This is a genomic window from Leisingera sp. ANG59 (assembly GCF_013317235.1).
Classification (GTDB): Bacteria; Pseudomonadota; Alphaproteobacteria; order Rhodobacterales; family Rhodobacteraceae; genus Leisingera.
In genome coordinates this window covers 86042-107381 of sequence record NZ_WLCM01000006.1, presented here as the reverse complement: position 1 = coordinate 107381, position 21340 = coordinate 86042, and the positions used below count along the sequence as shown (strand labels likewise).

Annotated in this window: 21 protein-coding genes and 1 other RNA gene; 12 read left to right on the top strand and 10 right to left on the bottom strand. The window is 62.0% G+C overall.

Going from position 1 to position 21340, the window contains the following annotated elements:
* The first annotated feature begins 196 nt into the window (after window positions 1-196).
* The 5 genes from ssrA (at window position 197) to GKC28_RS07935 (ending at window position 3996) form a co-directional block, all read left to right on the top strand.
* Window positions 197-546, top strand: a transfer-messenger RNA (tmRNA) gene (gene ssrA, locus GKC28_RS07955).
* A 178-nt stretch (window positions 547-724) separates the two neighbouring features.
* Window positions 725-1186 (top strand): nuclear transport factor 2 family protein, encoded by a 462-nt coding sequence (locus GKC28_RS07950; RefSeq protein WP_174146369.1) that lies wholly within the window; start codon window positions 725-727, stop codon window positions 1184-1186.
* 131 nt (window positions 1187-1317) lie between these two features.
* Entirely contained in the window at window positions 1318-2133 is an 816-nt protein-coding gene (locus GKC28_RS07945) for a sulfurtransferase/chromate resistance protein (protein ID WP_174146368.1), read from the top strand.
* Entirely contained in the window at window positions 2130-3401 is a 1272-nt protein-coding gene (gene chrA / locus GKC28_RS07940) for a chromate efflux transporter (protein ID WP_174146367.1), read from the top strand. Before GKC28_RS07945 ends, chrA begins: the two co-directional genes overlap by 4 nt.
* A gap of 118 nt (window positions 3402-3519) precedes the next feature.
* Window positions 3520-3996 (top strand): SspB family protein, encoded by a 477-nt coding sequence (locus GKC28_RS07935; protein WP_174146366.1) that lies wholly within the window; start codon window positions 3520-3522, stop codon window positions 3994-3996.
* A 70-nt stretch (window positions 3997-4066) separates the two neighbouring features.
* Here GKC28_RS07935 and GKC28_RS07930 read toward each other — a convergent pair whose 3' ends face one another.
* Window positions 4067-4639, bottom strand: a complete 573-nt coding sequence (locus tag GKC28_RS07930) for a hypothetical protein (RefSeq protein WP_174146365.1) — start codon at window positions 4637-4639, stop codon at window positions 4067-4069.
* Between the two features lie 201 nt (window positions 4640-4840).
* Between GKC28_RS07930 and fumC the strand changes: the two genes are divergently transcribed.
* From fumC to GKC28_RS07910, 4 genes are all read left to right on the top strand, one after another.
* Window positions 4841-6235 carry a class II fumarate hydratase gene (fumC, locus tag GKC28_RS07925; protein WP_174146364.1) on the top strand — a complete coding sequence of 465 codons (1395 nt, stop codon included), beginning with the start codon at window positions 4841-4843 and terminating at the stop codon, window positions 6233-6235.
* Window positions 6235-6411, top strand: a complete 177-nt coding sequence (locus tag GKC28_RS07920; RefSeq protein WP_174146363.1) for a DUF4169 family protein — start codon at window positions 6235-6237, stop codon at window positions 6409-6411. The genes fumC and GKC28_RS07920 overlap by 1 nt, the downstream gene beginning before the upstream one ends.
* Entirely contained in the window at window positions 6408-6626 is a 219-nt protein-coding gene (locus GKC28_RS07915; RefSeq protein ID WP_174146362.1) for a ribbon-helix-helix domain-containing protein, read from the top strand. Before GKC28_RS07920 ends, GKC28_RS07915 begins: the two co-directional genes overlap by 4 nt.
* Window positions 6627-6688: 62 nt before the next feature.
* Window positions 6689-6880 (top strand): hypothetical protein, encoded by a 192-nt coding sequence (locus tag GKC28_RS07910; protein WP_254604185.1) that lies wholly within the window; start codon window positions 6689-6691, stop codon window positions 6878-6880.
* 50 nt (window positions 6881-6930) lie between these two features.
* On the opposite strand, the gene GKC28_RS07905 is transcribed toward GKC28_RS07910, so the two are convergent.
* The 3 genes from GKC28_RS07905 to GKC28_RS07895 all read right to left on the bottom strand — a co-directional run bounded on the left by GKC28_RS07905 (window position 6931) and on the right by GKC28_RS07895 (window position 10395).
* Complete coding sequence (locus GKC28_RS07905; protein ID WP_174146360.1) at window positions 6931-8286, bottom strand: cytochrome P450; 1356 nt, start codon at window positions 8284-8286, stop codon at window positions 6931-6933.
* The gene (locus tag GKC28_RS07900) at window positions 8283-9524 is read right to left on the bottom strand and encodes a hypothetical protein (protein ID WP_174146444.1); all 1242 of its coding nucleotides are present in this window, start codon (window positions 9522-9524) and stop codon (window positions 8283-8285) included. The genes GKC28_RS07905 and GKC28_RS07900 overlap by 4 nt, the downstream gene beginning before the upstream one ends.
* Window positions 9525-9642: 118 nt before the next feature.
* On the bottom strand, window positions 9643-10395 hold the full coding sequence (locus tag GKC28_RS07895; RefSeq protein ID WP_174146359.1) for a cytochrome c biogenesis CcdA family protein: 753 nt from the start codon (window positions 10393-10395) through the stop codon (window positions 9643-9645).
* Window positions 10396-10489: 94 nt separating this feature from the next.
* Here GKC28_RS07895 and GKC28_RS07890 point away from each other — a divergent pair, with 94 nt between their 5' ends.
* Window positions 10490-10723, top strand: coding sequence for a sulfurtransferase TusA family protein (locus GKC28_RS07890; RefSeq protein WP_174146443.1), 234 nt, complete (start codon window positions 10490-10492; stop codon window positions 10721-10723).
* A gap of 202 nt (window positions 10724-10925) precedes the next feature.
* Here GKC28_RS07890 and GKC28_RS07885 read toward each other — a convergent pair whose 3' ends face one another.
* The 6 genes from GKC28_RS07885 to purC form a co-directional block, all read right to left on the bottom strand.
* Window positions 10926-13931 (bottom strand): ribonuclease E/G, encoded by a 3006-nt coding sequence (locus GKC28_RS07885; RefSeq protein WP_174146358.1) that lies wholly within the window; start codon window positions 13929-13931, stop codon window positions 10926-10928.
* 588 nt (window positions 13932-14519) lie between these two features.
* A complete protein-coding gene (locus GKC28_RS07880; RefSeq protein WP_174146357.1) occupies window positions 14520-15857 on the bottom strand; it encodes a sigma-54 dependent transcriptional regulator in 1338 nt (445 codons plus the stop codon).
* A gap of 30 nt (window positions 15858-15887) precedes the next feature.
* Entirely contained in the window at window positions 15888-17660 is a 1773-nt protein-coding gene (locus tag GKC28_RS07875; RefSeq protein WP_174146356.1) for an ATP-binding protein, read from the bottom strand.
* A gap of 36 nt (window positions 17661-17696) precedes the next feature.
* Entirely contained in the window at window positions 17697-18365 is a 669-nt protein-coding gene (gene purQ / locus GKC28_RS07870; RefSeq protein ID WP_039178401.1) for a phosphoribosylformylglycinamidine synthase subunit PurQ, read from the bottom strand.
* Complete coding sequence (gene purS / locus GKC28_RS07865; RefSeq protein ID WP_019297460.1) at window positions 18365-18595, bottom strand: phosphoribosylformylglycinamidine synthase subunit PurS; 231 nt, start codon at window positions 18593-18595, stop codon at window positions 18365-18367. The genes purQ and purS overlap by 1 nt, the downstream gene beginning before the upstream one ends.
* Before the next feature lie 101 nt (window positions 18596-18696).
* Window positions 18697-19458: a phosphoribosylaminoimidazolesuccinocarboxamide synthase gene (gene purC / locus GKC28_RS07860; RefSeq protein WP_019297459.1), complete on the bottom strand. Its 762-nt coding sequence runs from the start codon at window positions 19456-19458 to the stop codon at window positions 18697-18699.
* A 274-nt stretch (window positions 19459-19732) separates the two neighbouring features.
* On the opposite strand from purC, the gene GKC28_RS07855 reads away from it, so the two are divergent.
* Both GKC28_RS07855 and bmt read left to right on the top strand, forming a co-directional pair.
* Entirely contained in the window at window positions 19733-20050 is a 318-nt protein-coding gene (locus GKC28_RS07855) for a DUF1476 domain-containing protein (protein WP_174146355.1), read from the top strand.
* Between the two features lie 260 nt (window positions 20051-20310).
* Window positions 20311-21333, top strand: coding sequence for a betaine--homocysteine S-methyltransferase (bmt, locus tag GKC28_RS07850; protein WP_174146354.1), 1023 nt, complete (start codon window positions 20311-20313; stop codon window positions 21331-21333).
* Window positions 21334-21340 lie beyond the last annotated feature (7 nt).

The following is a 21340-nucleotide window of genomic DNA, read 5'->3' as shown; positions in this document are numbered from 1 at the left end:
ATGAACCGGGTGTCCCCAAGCATGGTCAATTCCGGCTCCGCCCTCTCCCCCGATAATTGGCTGCGCGATATCTTTGCCTGCAAGGCGGTGCGGAACGGCCAAGATTCCTGTGAGGAGTTTCGGGCCGCAGCGGGTCCCGCAATAGCCGGTTTGCCGCGCCGGAAAACTGGCCGGAATCTTCGCAGGATTCCGGTTCCCCCTTTGCAACCGCCCATAAGCCGACTATATGACTTCTGTTCCCATGAGGAACTATGGACATAAACGCGCTCGTAATAAGCGGATCGGACCCGGGGGCGGTACCCGGCGGCTCCACCAACATCCTTCGTTTGGGGATCATGGGGCCGAAACAGGATCGACGGACGTCTAAAGGGGTTTGCTTTGTCTCGGCGGGGTGCCACCGTACCGGCCCAAACAGTACAATTGCAAACGACAATCGTGCTCCGGTTGCTCTGGCTGCGTAAGCAGTTCGAGGAATCGAAATCTAAGCCCTTGCGCCTAGCCGCGTAAGGCGGGGTTCGCAGGTACCTGGCAACAGAAACCTGCACTTTACCTTTCCCCGGATATTATGATTGTTTGACGCAACCGGATGCAGCCGCGATTTTGGCCAGACACCGGCTCCCTGAGGGTGAACAAGACCAAAACCGCCAGCACACTCCACGTTTCGCCGCGCCGGGCATCCCCGGCGGACAGCCCGGCTCAGCCTTCTGCAGAGGGATACCCGAACATGTCGGCACCGTTCGACCCGGATGGCCGCACAGACCTGCCGCTGACAAGTCTTCTGCATTTCTGGTTTCAGGAGGTCTGGTGCAATGGCAACCTTGATGCCGTCGACGAGGTGATGACTGCAAAAACAGTGATCTCGGGCGCGGTCTCAGCCCTCGCCGAGCCGGAATGCGACTACAGCGAGGTGGTCGCCGCCCTGCGTAACCTATTGGGCCCCATTTATGTGACTTTCAGCCATGCGATGGAAACCCGTGACTGGGTGTCGGTCCGGCTGCAGGTTGATACCAGCGATCCCAAAGACGGACACAGCTTTCAGATTACCGGGCAAGTGATGGCACGCGTGGAGGACGGCAAGATCGCCGAGCTGCATTCCAACATGGATTATTTCAAGATGTTCGAGCAGCTTGGCCAGCTCCCGCCTGAGGCAATGGCCATATGCATGACCGGGGAACGGCTGCGGTAGCCTCCGCCTGCACATACTTGACAATAAGGGGGCAAACGCGCTTGTAAAGGCTTATGGGGAGAGACGCGAACGCCCCGTGAGGCGACAGCCCAAGGTTCGCATGTTAACCTTGCTCGCGAGGAGACATGCTCATGGCTGCCCCGAATGAAATCACCCCCGCCCAGCTGCTGCGCCTGATTGGCACACCGAACGCGCCGGTTCTTGTGGACCTCTGCACCGATGAAGACTTTGCCGCGGATCCCTATTTGATCCCCGGCTCCTACCGGCACCCGCATACCGCAATCGAAACCCTCAAGGCGCGCCTCGGCGGGCGGCGCTGCGTTGTGATCTGCCAGAAGGGCCTGAAGCTGTCGCAAGGCGCAGCTGCCTGGCTGCGCAGTGACGGGATCGAAGCGGAGTATCTGCAAGGCGGCATGTACGGCTGGCGCGATCTGCAAGGCGCGCCGCGGATCCCGGCCGGCGCTCTGCCTGCGCCTGTTGACGGCAGCACCCTGTGGGTGACCCGCCACCGCCCCAAAATCGATCGTATTGCCTGCCCCTGGCTGATCCGCCGCTTCGTTGACGCCCAGGCGCGTTTCCTGTTCGTGTCGCCATCCGAAGTTGCTGGGGTTGCAGAGCGTTTCGGCGCCACTCCCTTTGATGTCGAGGGGATGTTCTGGTCGCACCGCGGAGCGTTTTGCACCTTTGATACAATGCTGGATGAGTTCGGCCTCAGAACCCCGGCGCTTGACATCCTGGCCCGGGTTGTGAGAGGCGCCGACACCAACCGGCATGATCTGGCCCCCGAGGCAGCAGGGCTATTGGCCCTCTCGGTTGGTCTATCGCGCCAGTACAAGGACGACCATCAGCAGCTTGAGGCGGGCATGACACTATATGATGCGCTTTACCGCTGGGCCCGCGACGGGCGAGGCGAAGGCCACGACTGGCCCGCGGACCGCAAAGCATGATCCAGCCTTCCTGGACGGAGATGTTCCGTGTCTTCGGGCGCATCGGCGTGCTGAGCTTCGGCGGCCCTGCGGCGCAGATCGCAGTGATGCACAAGGAACTGGTGGAAGACCGTCCCTGGCTGAGCGAGGAGAGCTTTCTTCGCGGGCTCAGTTTCTGCATGCTGCTGCCGGGACCTGAGGCGATGCAGCTGGCGACCTATACAGGCTGGCGGATGCGGGGCACCGCAGGCGGGTTGCTGGCGGGCCTCTTGTTTGTGCTGCCGGGGGCGGCAGTGATTGCAGCGCTGGTCTGGCTCTATGCGCAATTCGGCACCCTGCCCGCGGTCCAGTCTGCCTTCCTTGGGGTGAAGGCAGCGGTGGTTGTCATCATCGTTCAGGCGTTGCGCCGGCTTTCCGGCAAAGCGCTGAAACATCCGCTGGACTGGGGGCTGGCGGGGTTTGGCTTTGCCGCCCTGTTCCTGCTCAACCTGCCATTCCCGCTTGTGGTGCTGGCCGCCGCCTGCATCGGACTGGTGCGCAAGGACGGGAGCATGACTGCAGCGGTCCACACCCCGCCTGCCCGAAATGGTAGCACGCTGCAATCCATCCTTGTCTGGGGCGCCTTGTGGCTGATGCCGCTGATCGCTCTGTCTCTGGCGGGGGCGGCGTTCCTGGCCGATATCGGCTGGTTCTTCTCAAAACTGGCGGTGGTGACTTTTGGCGGCGCCTATGCGGTGCTCGCCTACATCAGCCAGACCGTGGTCACCCAATTCGGCTGGATCAGCGCGGGCCAGATGATCGACGCGCTGGGACTGGCGGAAACCACCCCCGGCCCGCTGATCCTGGTCACCCAGTTTGTTGCCATGCTGTCCGGCCTGCAGGAGGGCGGTTTCGGGTTGTTTTTGGCGGCCGGGGCTGTGGCGCTTTGGGCCACCTTCATGCCCTGCTTCCTTTGGATTTTTGCCGCGGCGCCTTACGTGGAGCGCATCGCCGCGCACCCTCGCCTGGGGATGGCGCTGAAGGCGGTAACTGCCACGGTTGCCGGTGTCATTCTGAACCTGTCGGTGTGGTTCCTGATGCATGTGGCCTTTGCCGGAACCCGGATCATTGAGACCGGTATCCTGCACATTCCCGCACCCGTCTGGAGCAGCATGAACACCCCGGCAGTGCTGCTGGTTCTGCTTGCCCCGCTAGCGGCCTTAGCAGTGCGCGGCAATATGCTGCTTTTGCTGGCGGCGATGGCAGCAGCAGGTCTGGCCGTTGCAGAATTCCCGTTTGCAATCAGCTGACTGCGGCCTGTCGCCGGCCTTCCCCTGCGGCAAAAATAATTGAGCAGCCCACAAGGCTGCTCTTTTGTTTCCGGCAGAATCTCCTATGCTTAACTACAAATGAACAAAGGGTGACTGCATGTCCCGTGAAATCGACTATGGCAACCTGATGCACTCCGCCATGCGCGGCCTGATCCGGACCGTGCTGCAGGACGTCTCTGAAAACGGATTGCCCGGCAACCATCACTTTTTCATCACCTTCGATACCGCCCATCCGGACGTCGAACTGGCGGACTGGCTGTCCGACCGCTACCCCGGCGAAATGACCGTGGTCATGCAGCATTGGTTCGACAATCTGACCGTCGACGAAGATGGTTTTGCGGTTACGCTGAATTTCGGCGACTCGCCTGAGCCGCTCTACATCCCCTACGATGCAATCCGCACTTTTGTGGATCCGTCGGTGGAGTTCGGGCTGCGGTTCGAAAGCGCTGATGAAGACGCAGACGGCTATTCCGCGGAACCGGACGCTGAAGACGAACCGGTCAGCACCGAAGCGCAGCCGGAACCCAAGAAAAAGGATGCGGATGTGGTTTCGCTCGACAGTTTCCGCAAATAGGGTCCCCTTCCGGCAGCCAGATTAGGCAGCCCGCGGGCTGCCTTTTTGTTTTGCGGACAAATGAAGGCCCCTAGTGCCGGGCAAGGAAGGTCTGCAGCTGCCGCTGCGGCTCTCCGTTCAAACGGGCAGTATAGACCAGATCGAGCCCGCCCTCGGCGAGGGTCCGGTCGTATTGCTGCATCTCATAGTCACCGTTCGGATGTATGAACAGAGAGAAAACAGTCAGCGTGCCGCCAGTGATACGCCCCCAGACAAAGGGCTCGCCTTCCATTGGATCCAGCGGCACTGAATGGCCAAAGACATTTCGCGTCATGGCAGCGGAGTAGACACCATTGCGCCCAGTCTTTTGGAACTCGATCTCGTAAGTTTTGGACTTCCTGCGGCCGTCGTCCTTTTCCGTGGTCGAAGTCCATTTGATGGTAAACCCTTTTTTCATCTCACGGATCACCACGCTCATGTCGCGCGGATCGGTGTCACCGTCGGCCTTGACGATTTCGACACTGCCGGAATACTCGCCAACAAACTGGGAAATTCCAGCGGCAAGCCCCTGCCCGGCTGCAAGCAAAAGAATACCGCAGGCGGCAATCAGCCCGGCAAATGCTTTCAGTGACAGTTCAGGACACAAGCGGATCAGCACATTCATTTCCTTTCCGGATACAGCATATCCTGTTCCCCGCAGCTAAAGAATAGCATGATAGCACGCATTGACACATGCGGGGTTGCGCCAATTCACCACTATACCTTGCGGCCCTTTTGGCTATGCTGCGCGCAACTGGCCAATTGCGCCACAGTCCGGCACAGGCTAGACGGCATACAATCGCATACTCAACGGAGAGACAGACGGATGTCCGCAACCCGCACCGAAACCGACAGCTTTGGCCCGCTTGAAGTCCCGGCAGAGAAGTACTGGGGCGCGCAGACACAGCGCTCGATCATGAATTTCCCGATCGGCTGGGAAAAGCAGCCTGTGGCCATCGTGCGCGCGCTTGGCGTGATCAAGAAAGCCTGCGCCATGGCCAACAAGGCCTCCGGCAAAATGGACGCGAAAATCGCCGATGCGGTGATCCAAGCAGCCGGTGAAGTGATCGAGGGCAAGTTCGATGACAACTTCCCGCTCGTCGTGTGGCAGACCGGTTCCGGCACTCAGTCCAACATGAACTCCAATGAGGTGATCGCCAACCGCGCAATTGAAATCCTGGGCGGTGTGATCGGCTCCAAGGATCCTGTCCATCCGAACGATCACTGCAACATGGGTCAGTCCTCCAACGACACCTTCCCCACAGCAATGCATATCGCCACCGCAATGTCCGTGCGCGACGTGCTGGTGCCGGGTCTGACCAAGCTGGCGGAAGGGCTGGAAGCCAAGGCGGAAGAGTTCAAGGACATCATCAAGATCGGCCGCACCCACACCCAGGACGCGACCCCGCTGACCCTGGGCCAGGAATTCGGCGGCTACGCGCATCAGATCCGCCAGGGTCTGGCCCGGGTCGAGGCGGCAATGCCCGGCATTTATGAACTGGCCCAGGGCGGCACCGCGGTGGGCACCGGGCTCAACACCCAGAAGGGCTGGGGCGAGACCGTAGCCGCCAATATGGCCGAAATCACCGGCCTGCCCTTTGTATCCGCCCCGAATAAGTTCGAGGCGCTGGCAGCGCATGACGCCATGGTGTTCCTGTCCGGCGCGCTCGCGACCATCGCGGGCAGCTGCTACAAAATCGCCAACGACATCCGCTTCCTCGGCTCCGGCCCGCGCTCCGGCCTGGGCGAGCTGATCCTGCCGGAAAACGAGCCCGGCTCCTCGATCATGCCGGGCAAGGTGAACCCGACCCAGGCAGAGGCGCTGACCCAGGTGGCAGCACATGTGATGGGCAATGATGCAGCGATCAAGTTTGCAGGCTCGCAGGGCCATTTCGAACTGAACGTCTACAACCCGATGATGTCTTACAACCTGCTGCAGTCGATCCAGCTCTTGGGCGACGCCGCGGGCAGCTTTACCGAGCGGATGCTGAACGGCATCAAGGCCAACGAGCCGCGCATTGACAAGCTGATGAAGGAGTCGCTGATGCTGGTCACCGCACTGGCACCGACCATCGGCTATGACAACGCAACCAAAGTTGCCAAGACCGCACACAAGAACGGCACCACGCTGAAAGAAGAGGCGATTGCGCTGGGTTTTGTGGACGAGGCGACCTTTGACGCCGTGGTCCGCCCGGAGCAGATGATCGGACCCAAGGACTGATGGGCAAGCCGGTCAATCTGAACCGGTACAGGAAGGAAAAGGCGCGGGCCGAGAAGAAGGCCCGCGCAGACCAGAACGCCGTGACCTTTGGGCGGACCAAGGCAGAAAAGGACCTGGACAAGGCGCGCAACGCACAAGAGGTCAAACGCCTGGACGACCACAAGCGCGACGAATGAATTCCCGCCCCAAGAAGCATTCCCTGACCTTGCGCGGGCACCGGACTTCGGTGTCTCTGGAGGACGACTTCTGGGACGCATTCCGCGAGATCGCAGCCCGGGAAGGCAGGGCAATCAATGACTTGGCGGCAGAAATTGACGAGACCCGCGGCGAGGACTGCGGCCTGGCGTCCGCCATCCGGCTGTTTGTGCTGCGGCGGTTAAGGACACGTTAACCACAATCCCGCACAGTTCCTGCATGTCACAATTGTTTCGCACAGTTTCCCCTGAATTGTGGATGCAGCAGATCTTTGATGTGAAATCCGCCCGCCAAGGCGGTGTGGTCCGGCGCAAACTGCGGGATGTCGAACGCAACGTTGGCCTGGCAAAGCTGCAAAACGAAGTACAGCGCCGTGGTTATCATGCGGTATTGAACGGTAAACAGGTTGTCATCTTCTGCAACAACGAGCCCGTCCGCTTTCTGTGCTGACGCCAAAGTTTTCTGAAAACTTTGGCCAAAACTTTTCAGAAAAGTTTTGGCTAACGCTTCGACAATTTCAGCCAGATGCCATTTTTCGACCGCACCGTCAGATGCGCCACGGGCACCGGCGCCTTGCCAGCCACCGGTTCTATGCGGAACCGGCGCAGGATCATCGACAGGATCAGCGGCCCCTCCACCATGGCAAAGCCTGCGCCTGTGCAGACCCGGGCGCCTGCCGAAAACGGGATATAGGCCTCCCGCTGGCATTGCTTGCCGTTCTCCGTCTCCCAGCGCGCAGGGTCGAACCCGTCCGGGTTCTCCCACAGCCGCTCGTGCCGGTGCAGGTGCCAGGGGCTGAGGACCATCTGCGCGCCCTTCGGCACTGTGCGGTTGCGAAAGTGCTCGGGACAGGTGGCCTCGCGCACCATCATCGGCACCGGCGGGTAGAGCCGCAGGGTTTCGCGGAACACATCGCGGCTTATCTTCAGCTTCGACACCGCAGTAAAACTTTCATCTTCCAGAACCGAGGCTTCTGCCGCCACCTTCTCTTGCCACTCGGGGTAGAGCGCCATCAGGTAGAGCGCCCAGGCCAAAGCGGAGGCGCTGGTTTCATGCCCGGCGAGGAAGAAAATCGCCACCTGATCAACCATTTCAGCGGTGTCAAAGGTGCTGCCGGTTTCCGGGTCCTGGGTTGTCATGATCTTGGTTGCCAGGTCATCCGGCTCCCTGCCCGCCTCGATCGCTGCCATCCGCTCGGCCGTCAGCTGCGCGATCAGTGCCCGGATCGTCTCTGCGTTCCGGCGGGTGCCGCGGCGGAAGAACCGCGGCATCCAGCGCGGCAGCGGCACAAACGCGGCCAGGTTCAGCAACGGCTGGCTGCGCTGATAGTCGCGGAAGCGGGTAAAGACCTGTCCCGCCACCTCATGTTCGATCGGGATTGAAAATAGCGTCCGGAAAATCACATCTGCTGCTGCATGCGAGGTTTCCTCCTCGATCTCAACCGGCCCCTGCCGTCCTTCCAATCGGGATACAGCAGCCTCTGCCGCCGCACGCATTGCTGGAAAGGTGTCCTTCAGCCTGCCGCCTTCAAAGGCCGGGTCAATGATCCGCCGCTGCCGCTTCCAGGCCTCGCCATTGGTCAGGAACACCGAATTGCCAAGCAAGGGCTTCAACCCCTCGGCGATGCGGTCCGACTTTGGAAAATCATCCGGACGCTCCTTCAGCAGAAGCTTCACAAGATCCGGCTGGTTTACAAGAAAAGAGCGAAAGAACGGCGTTCGGAACTCCGCCATCCAGGCGCGGTAGAGCTTGGCGGGCTGCGCCGAGAGGATGTCCTGGCGGAACAATTTCACATAGCGCCATAGCGACACCCGGTCAGGCCGCGCGGATGGTTTCGGAGGCTTCACTTGGGTCATTCAGCGGCAACCGACGTGAACTTGGAAACCGGAAAGTCTATGCGCGACCGCGAAGGCTTGCGGTTCCCGTAGCGGTCTGCCAGCGTCAGCGGCCCGGCAGTGATACGGAAATAGTCATAGTCGCCGGGCTGGTCAAAGGCGCAGAGATACTGGAAATGCAGGCGGAAGAAGCGCCAGCGCAGCTGTTTCCAGCGTTCCGGGCTAAGGGTTTGGGTGAAGGCTGCGGAAAACACCAGCGGCCAGCGCTTACCATCAGGCGCCACGCCACTGACGGCCACCGGGTCACAGAGGGCAAAGGCGCAGCCATCGCCCGGTGCCGTGACATCCACCCAAGCAAGTTCCTTGCGCTGGCACAGGTACTTCAGATCGGCCCGCAGCCGCCGCGCCCGCGGCAGGAATGAGACCATCGGTACAACCTGTCCCAATGTCAGAAAGCCCAAGGCTGGCCGTTCCGGCGGCAACCCTTCCCGAATTAGATCAGCGAGCACCGACACCCCCAGATGCGCGCCCGAGGAATGGCCAACAATCAGCACCTCCTCCAGGCCCTCATCCTGCAAAGCTTCTGCAATTAGGGCTCGGAACTGGCCCATCCGGGCTTCCATCTCCGGCGCGATTGCACCACGGGTGGCAGCAGTATGCGCGTAGTCATGCATCAGGTAATAGGCAAAGAACTTGCCATCGCGCTTCCTGAACCAGCTAAGCAGCGCATAGCCCGCGCCTAGGCCCAAGGCCCAGCCGGGCAGCCAGGCAAAAGTGCCGTTCATCCCCACAGCGCCGGCAGCGAGACCATAGGCATGGGCCACACCCAAGGCCAGCAGCAGAGCCAGCAGCGCCTGCAAGAGCAGCATTCCCACCGGGTAGAGCGCCGCAATCACCGGCCCCTTGCGCAGCCTCATCAGCCGCCTGAGCGCACCGGTGGAGATGTAGATCCAGGCGGTGCTCAAGAGCTGCCAATAGGTGCCGGGGATGGTCGCCTCCATGCTGCCGCGCACGATGTCGGACCAGACCAGAACTTCGATATCCGCCCCGGTCCGCTGCCCGTCCATCTCCGCTTCAACATGCCAGCCATAGGGACCTTTGGTCCGTTTCGGGGATAGCGTCAGGCTGTAGCCAGAAATCTGCGCCTGCGCGGCGCCTTCCTTGCGGTAAAGCTCCCGGTAGCGGCGCGGGTGAATCGGGTCATAGCCGGGGATGTAGAACACCCGGCGTTTGCGCACCTGCTGGGGGTTGGAACCGATGTGAGCCACGCTGTCCTGCTTTGACGTTTCAAGGGCAGATTAGCAGCGCAATCCGGCAAGAGTAAGGCCGGGAGGGGCAAAGAAAAAGGGGCCCGAAGGCCCCTTGGAAATCCCGGGCTCAACCCAGTGCTGCCAGCGCCGGGAAGGTCTCCAGCAGCCACCAGGAGAAGGTGGTGAACAGGCCGGTGACCAGCATGATGCCGACGAACAGCAACAGGCCGCCCATCGCCTTTTCGATCAGCCCCATGTGGCGCTTCATCTTGTTCATCAGCGTCATCGAGCGGTTGAGGAACATTGCTGCCAGCATGAACGGCACGCCCAGGCCCGCGGCATAAACACCCAGCAGAATGGTGCCGCGGCTGACCGAAGCCTCTGACGCCGCCAGCGACAGGATCGCGCCCAGCTGCGGGCCGATGCAGGGTGTCCAGCCGAAGGCAAAGGCCAGCCCCAGAACATAGGCGCCCAGGGCGGAGCCGCCGGATTCGCCGGCCTCCATCCGTGCCTCACGGTCAAGCAGCGGAATGCGGAAGACCGACAGGAAGTGCAGCCCGAAAATGATCACCACGACTCCTGATACTTGCGCGAAAAGCTCTTGATTCTGCAGCACAAACGCGCCGAAAGCGGACGCCGTGAAGCCCAGCAGCAGGAACACCGTGGACAGCCCCAGCACAAAGAAGAGTGCGGCAATGACAGCCTTGCGCCGGGCGGCAACCGTGCCCTGCATCTCGCCGATGGTAACGCCGCTCATATAGGCCAGATAGGGCGGCACGATCGGCAGCACGCAAGGTGACAGGAAACTGATCACGCCGCCCAGCAGCGCCACCAGCATGGCAGGGAGCAGCCCTGCGTCGATGATCTCGATTCCAAACATGTCACAACACTTATGTCAGCAGGCGGCCAACGTCACGGGGACGGCTGGTCACATCCTTGTGGACAGCATGAAACATCCCCCTTATCTGAACACCATGAGCGAGATCAAAGAGACCCTTGATGCAATCGGGCTGCTGTGCCCCCTGCCCGTCCTGAAGGCGCGCAAGCGGCTGAAATCGCTGCAGCCCGGCCATGTGCTGCAGCTGCTGGCGGACGACCCGGCGGCGGTGATCGACGTGCCGCATTTCTGCAATGAGGCAGGGCATGAGTTCCTGGGCCACAGCGAAGGCGCAGGCCATCAGATCTACCTGATCCGAAAAGGCCGCTAGGCCGCGAATCTCTCCAGCGCCCGCAATTGGCGGCGCCGGAATTCTGCGAGAATTCCGGCTCGGAAAGCACGTGTTTTCCGGGCCGTTTCCCGCGCCGGGAAACGGTGTCCCGCACGCTGCCGGCAATTGCCGGATCGGTGGCAGTCTTGAATGAAAAAGGCAGGCCTGGTGGCCTGCCTTTTCCCTGGATCATGTGCCGGGCTCAACCGCCCATCGACCACCAACCGCGGCGTTTCGGCTTGGGCGGGGCTGCGGGTTCCGCCTCAGCCGCGGCGCCAGCCATGGCAGGCTCCGGCTGCTTTTCCTCTTCCGCAGCGACGGGTTCCGGCTGGGCTTCTTCAGCAGCGGCAGGCTGATCCTCTGCTGCTTCCGCAGCGGGTTCTTCAGCAGGCTGCTCTTCAGCCGTTTCAGCTGCTTCCGCAGGCTCCTCAGACGGTGCGGCATCTTCCGCAGCGGCCGCTTCTTCTGCCGGAGCGGTCTGTTCAGCTTCCGCAACGGGTTCTGCGTCCTGGGCGGCGGGTTCCTCCGCACTGTCTGCAGCCGCATCAGCCGCCTGTTCTGCCGTCTCCTCAGCCGGAGCCTCCGCAGCAGCCTCTGCCACAGGCGCTTCGGCAGCTTCAGCCTCGGCCGGCGCTTCCTCGGCGGCGGCTTCGGAGCCTTCAGCAGCAGCCGCGGCCTCTTCGCTGGTTTCCTCGGCTTCCGCCTCAACCTGCTTGGCCTTCGGCTTGCGCGAACGGGACCGGGTGCGGCTGCGCGAAGGTTTCTTCTCCTTCACCTCTTCCGCGGCAGGCTCTTCCGCGTCAGCGGCAGCTTCCTGCGCCTCGGCAGCCTCTTCCTTGGGCTGGTCCTGGTCTTCGGAGGTCTCTTCGCCGTTTTCGCCAGCCTGGGCCTGATCGCCCGCGCCGGACTTGCGGCGGCGGCGGCGGCGGCGCTTGCGCTTGGGCTTGTCGTCCTGCTGCGCAGCCTCTTCGGCGGCCTCTGCGGCAACAGCGTCCTCTTCCTCGTCCTGCTGCGCCTCGTCAGCGTCCACCTGATCCATGATCGAGGTGTCAACCGACACCACCGGAGCAGTGGCCGCAGGCACGGTGCGCGACGCGGTCTTGAACTTCTCCAGCACGAAGTCCGGGCTGACCAGATGCGGATCGCCTTCGATACGCACGGACAGGCCGTAGCGCGCCTCGATCTGGGCGATGTGCTCGCGCTTCTGGTTCATCAGGAAGTTGGCGATGGAGACCGGGCAGCGCACCAGCACTTCGCGCGAGCGGCGGCGGGTGCCCTCTTCCTCGATCTGGCGCAGGATCGACAGCGCCATCGAGTCATCGGAGCGGATCAGGCCGGTGCCGTGGCAGTGCGGGCACGGCGCGGTGGTCGCCTCTATCATGCCGGGGCGAAGGCGCTGGCGCGACATTTCCATCAGGCCGAAACCGGAGATCCGGCCCACCTGGATGCGGGCGCGGTCGGTCTTCAGCTTGTCCTTCATGCGCTTTTCGACGGCGGCGTTGTTCTTGCGCTCGTCCATGTCGATGAAGTCGATGACGATCAGGCCGGCAAGGTCGCGCAGGCGCAGCTGGCGCGCCACCTCTTCGGCGGCCTCCAGGTTGGTCTTGAGCGCGGTTTCCTCGATCGAGCCTTCCTTGGTGGCGCGGCCGGAGTTCACGTCGATCGCCACCAGCGCCTCAGTGACGCCGATCACGATGTAACCGCCGGATTTCAGCTGCACCGTCGGGTTGAACATGCCTGCCAGATAGCTTTCCACCTGAAAGCGCGCAAACAGCGGCAGCCCGTCCTGGTAGTGTTTCACGTTCTTGGCATGGGACGGCATGATCATTTTCATGAAGTCCTTGGCGATGCGGTAGCCGCGGTCGCCTTCTACCAGAACCTCGTCGATCTCACGGCTGTAGAGGTCGCGGATCGAGCGTTTGATCAGGTCGCCCTCTTCATAGATCTTGGCCGGCGCGATGGATTTCAGCGTCAGTTCGCGGATCTGCTCCCACAGGCGCTGCAGGTATTCATAGTCGCGTTTGATCTCGGACTTGGTGCGCTTGGCACCGGCGGTGCGCACGATCAGGCCCGCGCCGGTCGGCACGTCCAGCTCGGTTGCGATGTCTTTAAGTTTCTTGCGGTCGGCAGCGTTGGTGATCTTGCGGGAGATGCCGCCACCGCGGGCGGTGTTGGGCATCAACACGCAGTAGCGCCCGGCCAGCGACAGGTAGGTGGTCAGCGCTGCGCCCTTGTTGCCGCGCTCTTCCTTGACGACCTGCACCAGCAGCACTTGGCGCACCTTGATCACTTCCTGAATCTTGTAGCGGCGCGGACGCGGCTTGCGCGGCGGACGGATGTCCTCGCTGTCGTCCTCGTCGGCAACCGACTCGATGCTCTCATCCTTGGTCGCGGCATCAGCGCGGCCCGGCTTGCCTTCGTCGTCGCTGTCTTCAGCGTCATCTTCGGCTTTTGTTTCTTCAGCGGCAATCTCGGCATCCGCCGAAGCGGTTTCCGCCTCTGCCTCCGCTTCGCCTTCGCCGGTTGTTTCCGCCACGGCTTCCTCAGCCGGAGCCTCTTCAGCCTCCGGGACCTCTGCAGCGGCAGTCGTCTCTTCCGTCTCCGGTGCGGCTTCCGAAGCGTTGCCCTCTTCCGGCTCTTCCACCGGGGTCTCGGCGACACGTTCCATCGGCGAGGAGCCTTCCGGCACCTCGGCCAGCTCAGCCGGAACATCTGCAGCTTCAGAGCTGTCGGTCAGGTCGATCGTTTCCATACCGGCGATTTCGCCGGTGGCCGCGTCAGAGGCTTCGACCTCCTTGGTTTCCACGGCATCCTTGGACGATGCCTTGGCCGCCTTGGCAGAGGACTTGGAGCGGCGCGAGCGCTTGGGCTTGGCCGGTTTCTCTTCCTCGTCCTCATCGCGGGCGCGCATTGCCTCGGCATAGGCGCGCTCTTCCTCCATCAGGGCCTCACGGTCCGCAACGGGGATCTGGTAGTAATCCGGGTGGATTTCCGAAAACGCCAGAAAACCATGGCGGTTTCCGCCATAGTCCACAAAGGCCGCCTGCAGAGACGGTTCGACGCGTGTTACTTTTGCGAGGTAGATGTTGCCAGCGAGCTGGCGTTTGTTTTCGGATTCAAAGTCGAACTCCTCAACCTTGTTTCCATCGACCACCACAACGCGGGTCTCTTCCGCGTGGGTGGCGTCAATAAGCATCTTCTTTGCCATGGGTCCTTGGTGCACCTGCCCTGTGCGCCCGCAAGCCTTCTGCTTCCAGGCGGCCGCGCGCGTTTCGGGTGGTGTCTTGTCAGGGCGATCTTGGACGGCGCGGTGCAGCAGGTGGTCCCGGGTTCGATGCCCGGCCTTCCTGCCTCAGTGCTCTTCGCTCTCGCGCGCGTCATCGCGGTTCTTCTCCGGCAGACGGGGTCTGCCCGTGCCTGCCTTGTTATCCCTGCACCGGTGATAATTCCGGCTTGGGCGCTAAACTGCCCCCTTAGTTCAAGAGGGCCAATCGGTCAGGCTGCAGCTTTCTCGGATCGTGCCGGACAAAAGCCGAAGCCAGCGAAACTCATCAGAACGGGCGGAACCATTTGCTGAACTTCAGCCCGTTGCGCCAGCATAAGGCCTGTGGATAGGTAATGACAATGGACATTCGTCACCACCGGGCCTGAAAATGCAAACGGCCTGCCCTTATCAGGCAAGCCGTTATTTTCAGGTTAGTTTTCCAATCCACTCCGGCTCCAGACGCGAACTACGCCGCAGAAAACCCTGTTTCTCGGGCGGCTTCCCGCCAAGGGGAAGGGCTTGGGCCAGACGTCAGGCCAGGTAGTCGGACCGTTGCAGGCCGTATTTCGCCATTTTCTCGTTCAACGTCCGGCGCGGCAGGCACAACTCGTCCATCACACTGGCGATCGAGCCCTTGTGGCGGCGCATTGTGTTGTCGATCAGCATCCGCTCAAATGCTTCCACGTACTCCTTCAGCGGCTTGCCTTCCGTTGTCATCACCGGCTGCATCTCCTCGTGATCGGACATCAGAAGCGATGCGATGGTGCCGGAACCGCGGCGTGACTGCAGCACCGCGCGTTCGGCAATGTTGATCAGCTGGCGCACGTTGCCCGGCCAGGGCGCCTGCAGCAGCTGTGCGGCCTCCTGGGCACTCACCTGCGGCGCGTCACAGCCGTATTCCTCGGAGAACTGCTCAGAAAGACGGGTGAACAAGGTCAGGATGTCCTCGCCGCGCTGGCGCAGAGGCGGAACAGTGATGCGCAGCGCCGCCAGACGGTAGAACAGGTCCGGGCGCAGCGCGTCCTCGCAGGTCTTGCCTGCCTCCTGCAGGTTAGAAATGGCGATGATCCGGGTTTCAGCCGGGGTGCCCTGCTCGTTGATCACGCTCAGCAGCTTCGCCTGCAGGGTCTCAGACAGTGCGTCGATGTCTTCCAGCACCAGGGTGCCGCCGCGGGCTTCCTCAATCGCAGGCAGCATGCTGTCCTCCGGCAGCATCGGCCCGAACAAGCGCTTGGCCAGCGCTTCCTCTTCCAGAGCAGCGCAGGAAATCAGCACGAACTTTTTGCCTGCCCGGCTGCCGACCGCGTGCAGCGCGTGCGCGACCAGCGTCTTGCCGGTGCCGGTTTCGCCGTCAATCAGCACATGACCGTCGGCCTGGCCAAGATCCAGGATGTCCTCGCGCAGGCGCTCCATAACCGGACTTTGGCCGATCAGCTTTTTCATGATCTGGCCGCCGTCCGACAGTTCGCGCCTCAGCACCCTGTTGTCGAGCGTCAGGCGGCGTGCTCCGGTGGCGCGCTTGGCAAGCTCTGACATGCGGTCCGGATTAAAGGGCTTTTCCAGGAAATCGAAGGCACCAACGCGCATCGCCTCCACCGCCATCGGCACGTCGCCGTGGCCGGTGATCATGATTACCGGCAGCGCGCTATCGCTGCCCATCAGCTTCTTCAAAAACTGCATGCCGTCCATGCCCGGCATCTTGATGTCTGAGATCACGATGCCCGGGTAATCGGGGCCGAGCACCTTCAGGGCCTCTTCAGCGCTGGAGAAGGTTTCCGTGTCATAGCCGGACAGCGCCAGCCACTGGCTGATCGACTGCCGCATATCCTGTTCGTCGTCCACGATCGCGATTTTCATAGCCTGGGCCATGCGCGTTCACTCCTAATTACTCCGTGCTGCCTATTCGGCAGCTTCTATACCGTCCACCAGGACCGGCAATTGCATTTCAAAGACCGCACCGCCGTTCTGTCCGTTGCGTGCGGTCAGCCGCCCCCCAAGGTCGTTGACGATCCCCGAAGAGATAGCAAGCCCCAATCCAACCCCGTCGCCGGGCTGCTTGGTGGTGTAAAAAGGCTCAAACAGGTTGTCGAAGTCCTTGATACCCATCCCATTGTCGCGCACCGAGAGGGTCGCGGTCTCGCCCGCCGCCAGCAGGATTTCCACCTCCGGGTCCTCCACGGATTTGGTGGCGTCCAGCGCGTTGCGCAAGAGGTTGACCATCACCTGCTCCAGCCGCATCCGGTCGCCCATCACCATAACAGGTTCTTCCGGCAGGATACGGGTAATTTTCACGTGCCGCTGGCGCAGCTGCGGCTCCATCATCGACAGGCTGGAGGCCAGCGCATCACCCAAGTTTACAGGGCTGAAAGCATCGCCGCCCTTGCGGGCATAGGATTTCAGCTGGCGGGTAATCGCGCCCATCCGCTCAATCAGGTCATCAATGCGCCCAAAGGAGGCCAGCGCCTCATCCGGACGGTTGCGGTTGAGCAGCAGCCGGGCACCAGCCAGGTAAGTTTTCATCGCAGCCAGGGGCTGGTTCAGCTCATGGCTCACAGCCGCCGACATTTCGCCGAGAGCTGCCAGCTTCGAGCTTTGCGCAAGGCTCTGTTCAGCCACAGCGAGGGTCTTTTGCATACGCTCACGCTCGGCGATTTCCCGCTGAAGGCGAGCATTCAATACGCGAAGCTCTGCCGACTCGCGCTGGAACAGCGCCATGCGCAACGCGGTCTTGCGGCTGAGCGCATAGAAGGCCAGTGCCAGAAGGATGGCGAATCCCATGATTTCCAGCGCCAGTACCGCATTTACCCGTTCGCGGACGGATGAATAGGTGGTGAAGGTGGCCATGCGCCATCCCTGGAACGGGACGCGGGTTTCCAGCCGCATCACGGCTTCGCCCTGCAGGTAGGCATCCGGCGGCAGCGCCGTCCAGTCGGTGGTGGCGCGGATCGCCCGCTGGATGGCCCCTTCGGGTGTTTGCAGGGTCAGGGCGTCGGCCTCCTGCAACCCGCGCCACCGCGCCTCTGTTGCCAGGATGATATTGCCGGTGCTGTCGGTGACCAGAACCGCATCCGAGATCCCGGCCCAGGCGCGTTCGAACTTCTGCAGGTCGACCTCAACAACAATCGCCCCCAGCACCCCCGTCGCGTCGATCACACGGCGGGAATAGGTGAACCGGTACCCGCCCACTTCCCTTGGGATGACGGAAAACACTGTCGACTTTGCCCGCACCGCATCGACGAAATAAGCGGCGTTGCGGTGGCTCTCCCCCAGCCGGTTGCGGTCAGTTGCCGCCACCGTGCGGCCATCCTGCGCCAGCAGCATGATTGATGCGGCACCGATTTCATCAACAAAGGAAATCAGCCGCTGGGTGGACAAGGAGAAGTCGCTGGACTGAAGGGCTGAGATCAGCGTCTGGTCGCGGGCCAGCAGCTGCGGCACGATGGCGTGCTGGCGCAGCTCGCTCAGCAGGTTGCCGGAGTACAGCGCCAGCCGCAATTCCGCGCGGTTACGGGTGCTTTCGGTGAATCTGTGAGTCAGCGCCCGGTTGGTGGTCCAGACCGTGACCGCAGCCACAGCCATGAACAAAACAAGAGCCAGCCGCGCCCGCCACGAAATCGTGCGGGATCCTGACTTGGACTTGCCCTGGGTCATAGTAGAGCGCGGAGCGGTCATAAAGACACCCTATGACCGCCGCCGCATATCCTCAAGTCACGCAGCGGTGACCATCCCCGCCAATGCGCGGAAGACTGCCGCACCGTCGGTGCCGCCATGGCCCTCGTCCGCAGCCCGCTCCGGATGCGGCATCATACCGAGAACACGGCGGTTTTCCGACAGGATGCCGGCAATATCCGCTACCGACCCATTCGGATTTTCTTCGTATGTAAAGGCCACGCGATCCTGGTCCTGCAGCGCCTTCACGGTCTCTGCATCGGCAAAGTAATTGCCGTCGTGGTGGGCAATCGGCACGCCGATCACATCACCTGCATTATAGCCTTGGGTAAAGACGCTCTCGGAGGTCGCTACCTTCAGGTTCACGGTGCGGCAGATATACTTCAGACCTGCATTGCGCAGCAATGCGCCCGGCAGCACGCCGGTTTCGGTCAGGATCTGGAAGCCGTTGCAGACGCCAATCGCATAACCGCCGCGGTCCGCATGCTCGATCACTGCCTTGCAGATCGGGGACTGGGCCGCGATTGCGCCGCAGCGCAGGTAATCGCCATAGGAGAACCCGCCCGGCACGCCGACGATGTCCACACCCTCGGGCAGCGTGCTGTCCTTGTGCCAGACCATCGACACGTCGAAACCGGCCTGCTCAAACGCCACCGCCAGATCGCGGTCGCAGTTCGAGCCCGGGAAAACAACAACCGCCGCCTTCATCAGGCCATCTCGATGCTGTAGGATTCGATCACGGTGTTGGCCAGCAGCTTCTCGCACATCGCGGTCACGTCTGCCTCGGTGGCGCCCTCTGCCAGATCCAGGTCAATCACCTTGCCCTGGCGCACGCCTTCGACCTTGTCAAAGCCCAGAGCGCCAAGCGCGTGGCGCACAGCCTCGCCCTGCGGATCCAGAACCCCGTTCTTCAGCATCACATGCACCCGTGCCTTCATCGCATTATCCCTCAGGTTTTCGATGGCGAAGCCCTGCCGGGCTTCATTTTTCCAAAAATGCTCAAAGACCCGCGGCGCGGCAGGCGCTGCGGGTCCCTATCTCAGTTCACCAGCGTCGGCTTGCCCGGAGCAGGCGGATTGTTCGGCATTACACCCAGGCGGCGCGCGACCTCAGAATAAGCATCCGTCAGGCTGCCCAGGTCGCGGCGGAACACGTCCTTGTCCAGCTTCTGCCCGGTCTTGATGTCCCACAGGCGGCAGCTGTCGGGGCTGATCTCATCCGCGATCACCAGGCGCTGGAAGTCGCCCTCGTAAATCCGGCCGATCTCGATCTTGAAGTCGACCAGGCGGATGCCGACGGCCAGGAACACGCCGGACAGGAAATCATTCACACGCAGCGCCAGGCTCAGTATGTCGTCCATGTCCTGCTGGCTGGCCCAGCCAAAGGCGGCGATATGCTCCTCGGTGACCAGCGGGTCGCCCAGGGCGTCGTCCTTGTAGCAGTATTCCACCACCGGGCGCGGCAGCTGGGTGCCTTCGTCGATGCCCAGGCGCTTGGAGATCGAGCCGGCCGCATAATTGCGCACGATCACTTCCAGCGGAATGATCTCGCAGCTGCGCACCAGCTGTTCGCGCATGTTGAGGCGCTTCAGGAAATGGGTCGGCACGCCGATTTGCGCCAGCCCCAGCATGAAGAACTCGCTCAGGATGTTGTTCAGGACACCCTTGCCCTCGATCACGTCGTGTTTTTCGGCGTTGAAGGCGGTGGCATCATCCTTGAAGTACTGCACGATGGTGCCGGGCTCGGGGCCCTCATACAAAGTCTTGGCCTTGCCTTCGTAAATCTTCTTGCGACGCGCCATTGGGAACCTTTCGGGTCAATGCCGGGAATCCGGCCCTGCGATGTGCCGCTCTCATAGTGCAAGGGGGCCTCAGCCGCAAGCGTGCTGCAGTGCCAGGGTGAACGCCACCCCAGCTAGGAGCCGCAACGTCTGGTGCCCGGAGGATGGACCACMCCCCGCCACTCCGCTTGCACTGCTGTACAAGGGTCTAACCGAACACAATTTTTTCTTGCCCTAAGCTGCTATCATGCTCCTATCTTATATAGGGGTGCAACAGGTTTAATGAGGACGCGATATGACGACATTTGACGAGCGCGAGCAGGCCTTTGAAGCGAAGTTCGCGCATGATGAGGAGATGCAGTTCAACGCGCAGGCCCGCTGCAACAAGCTGCTGGGTCTGTGGGCTGCTGGCCTCCTGGGGCTCGGCAGCAAGGACGCCGAAGCCTTTGCAGGTAAAATTGTAGCGGCGGATCTGGAAGAAGCTGGCCACGAGGATGTTGTTCGCAAACTGGAAGGCGAGCTGCAGGGAAAAGCTTCTGCCGATGAGATCCGGGCGAAACGCGCGGAGCTGCTGCCGGAAGCCAAGGACCAGATACTGAGCGAAGCCGGCTGAGACTCTTTAGCCGTCTTCCACAAACCGCATTAGCTTTTTGTTTGCCGGCATTGCCGGAAACTCCGCCGGTCGCGGCGGCAACCGCACGGTATCATGACGCAATCTGCCGCATACCGCCATCTTTGCGGCAGCCGCGCAGCGCTCTCATAATGAAGATGAAGAAAATGAAATTGCCCTTGCCAGCGTAGCGTGAGACAGGGGAAGCAGACGAATTTGCCGCCCGGCGCGCCGGGGCGGCCTGCTGACACGGAATCCAACTGATGACAAACACCTTCAAACAGCTGCTGGACACCAACGACGTGCTGCTGGCGGATGGTGCGACCGGCACCAACCTGTTCGCCATGGGCCTGCAGTCCGGCGACGCCCCGGAGCTGTGGAACGTCGATGAGCCCAAGAAAATCCTGGCGCTGTACCAGGGGTCGGTCGATGCCGGCAGCGACCTGTTCCTGACCAATAGCTTTGGCGGCACCGCCGCGCGCCTGAAATTGCATGACGCGCAGGGCCGCGTGCGCGAGCTGAACCGCATCGCCGCCGAACTTGGCCGCGAGGTTGCTGACAAGGCAGAGCGCAAGATCGCCGTCGCCGGCTCCGTCGGACCGACCGGTGAAATCTTCGAGCCGGTCGGCGAAATGTCCCATTCCCTGGCAGTTGAGATGTTCCACGAGCAGGCCGACGCCCTGAAGGAAGGCGGCGCCGACGTGCTGTGGCTGGAAACCATTTCAGCGCCGGAGGAATTCCGCGCCGCCGCCGAGGCCTTCAAGCTGGCAGACATGCCCTGGTGCGGCACTATGAGCTTTGACACCGCAGGCCGGACCATGATGGGCGTGACCTCCTCGGACCTGGCCCAGTTGGTGGAAGAGTTTGAAAACACGCCGCTGGCCTTTGGCGCCAACTGCGGCACAGGCGCCTCCGACATTCTGCGCACCGTGCTCGGATTTGCGGCCCAAGGCACTGAGCGCCCGATTATCTCCAAGGGCAATGCCGGCATCCCGAAATATGTCGACGGCCACATCCACTACGATGGCACCCCGGAACTGATGGGCGAATATGCGGTGTTGGCCCGTGATGCAGGCGCCAAGATCATCGGCGGCTGCTGCGGCACTATGCCCGATCACCTGCGCTCCATGCGCGATGCCTTGGACAGCCGCCCGCGCGGCGAGACGCCGGCGCTGGAAAAAATCGTCGAGGTGCTGGGCCCCTTCACTTCTGAAAGCGATGGCACTGGCAAGGATGCTGCGGCCGACGGAGAGCGCCGCGGCCGCCGTGGCCGCCGCCGCGCCTGACCGTTGC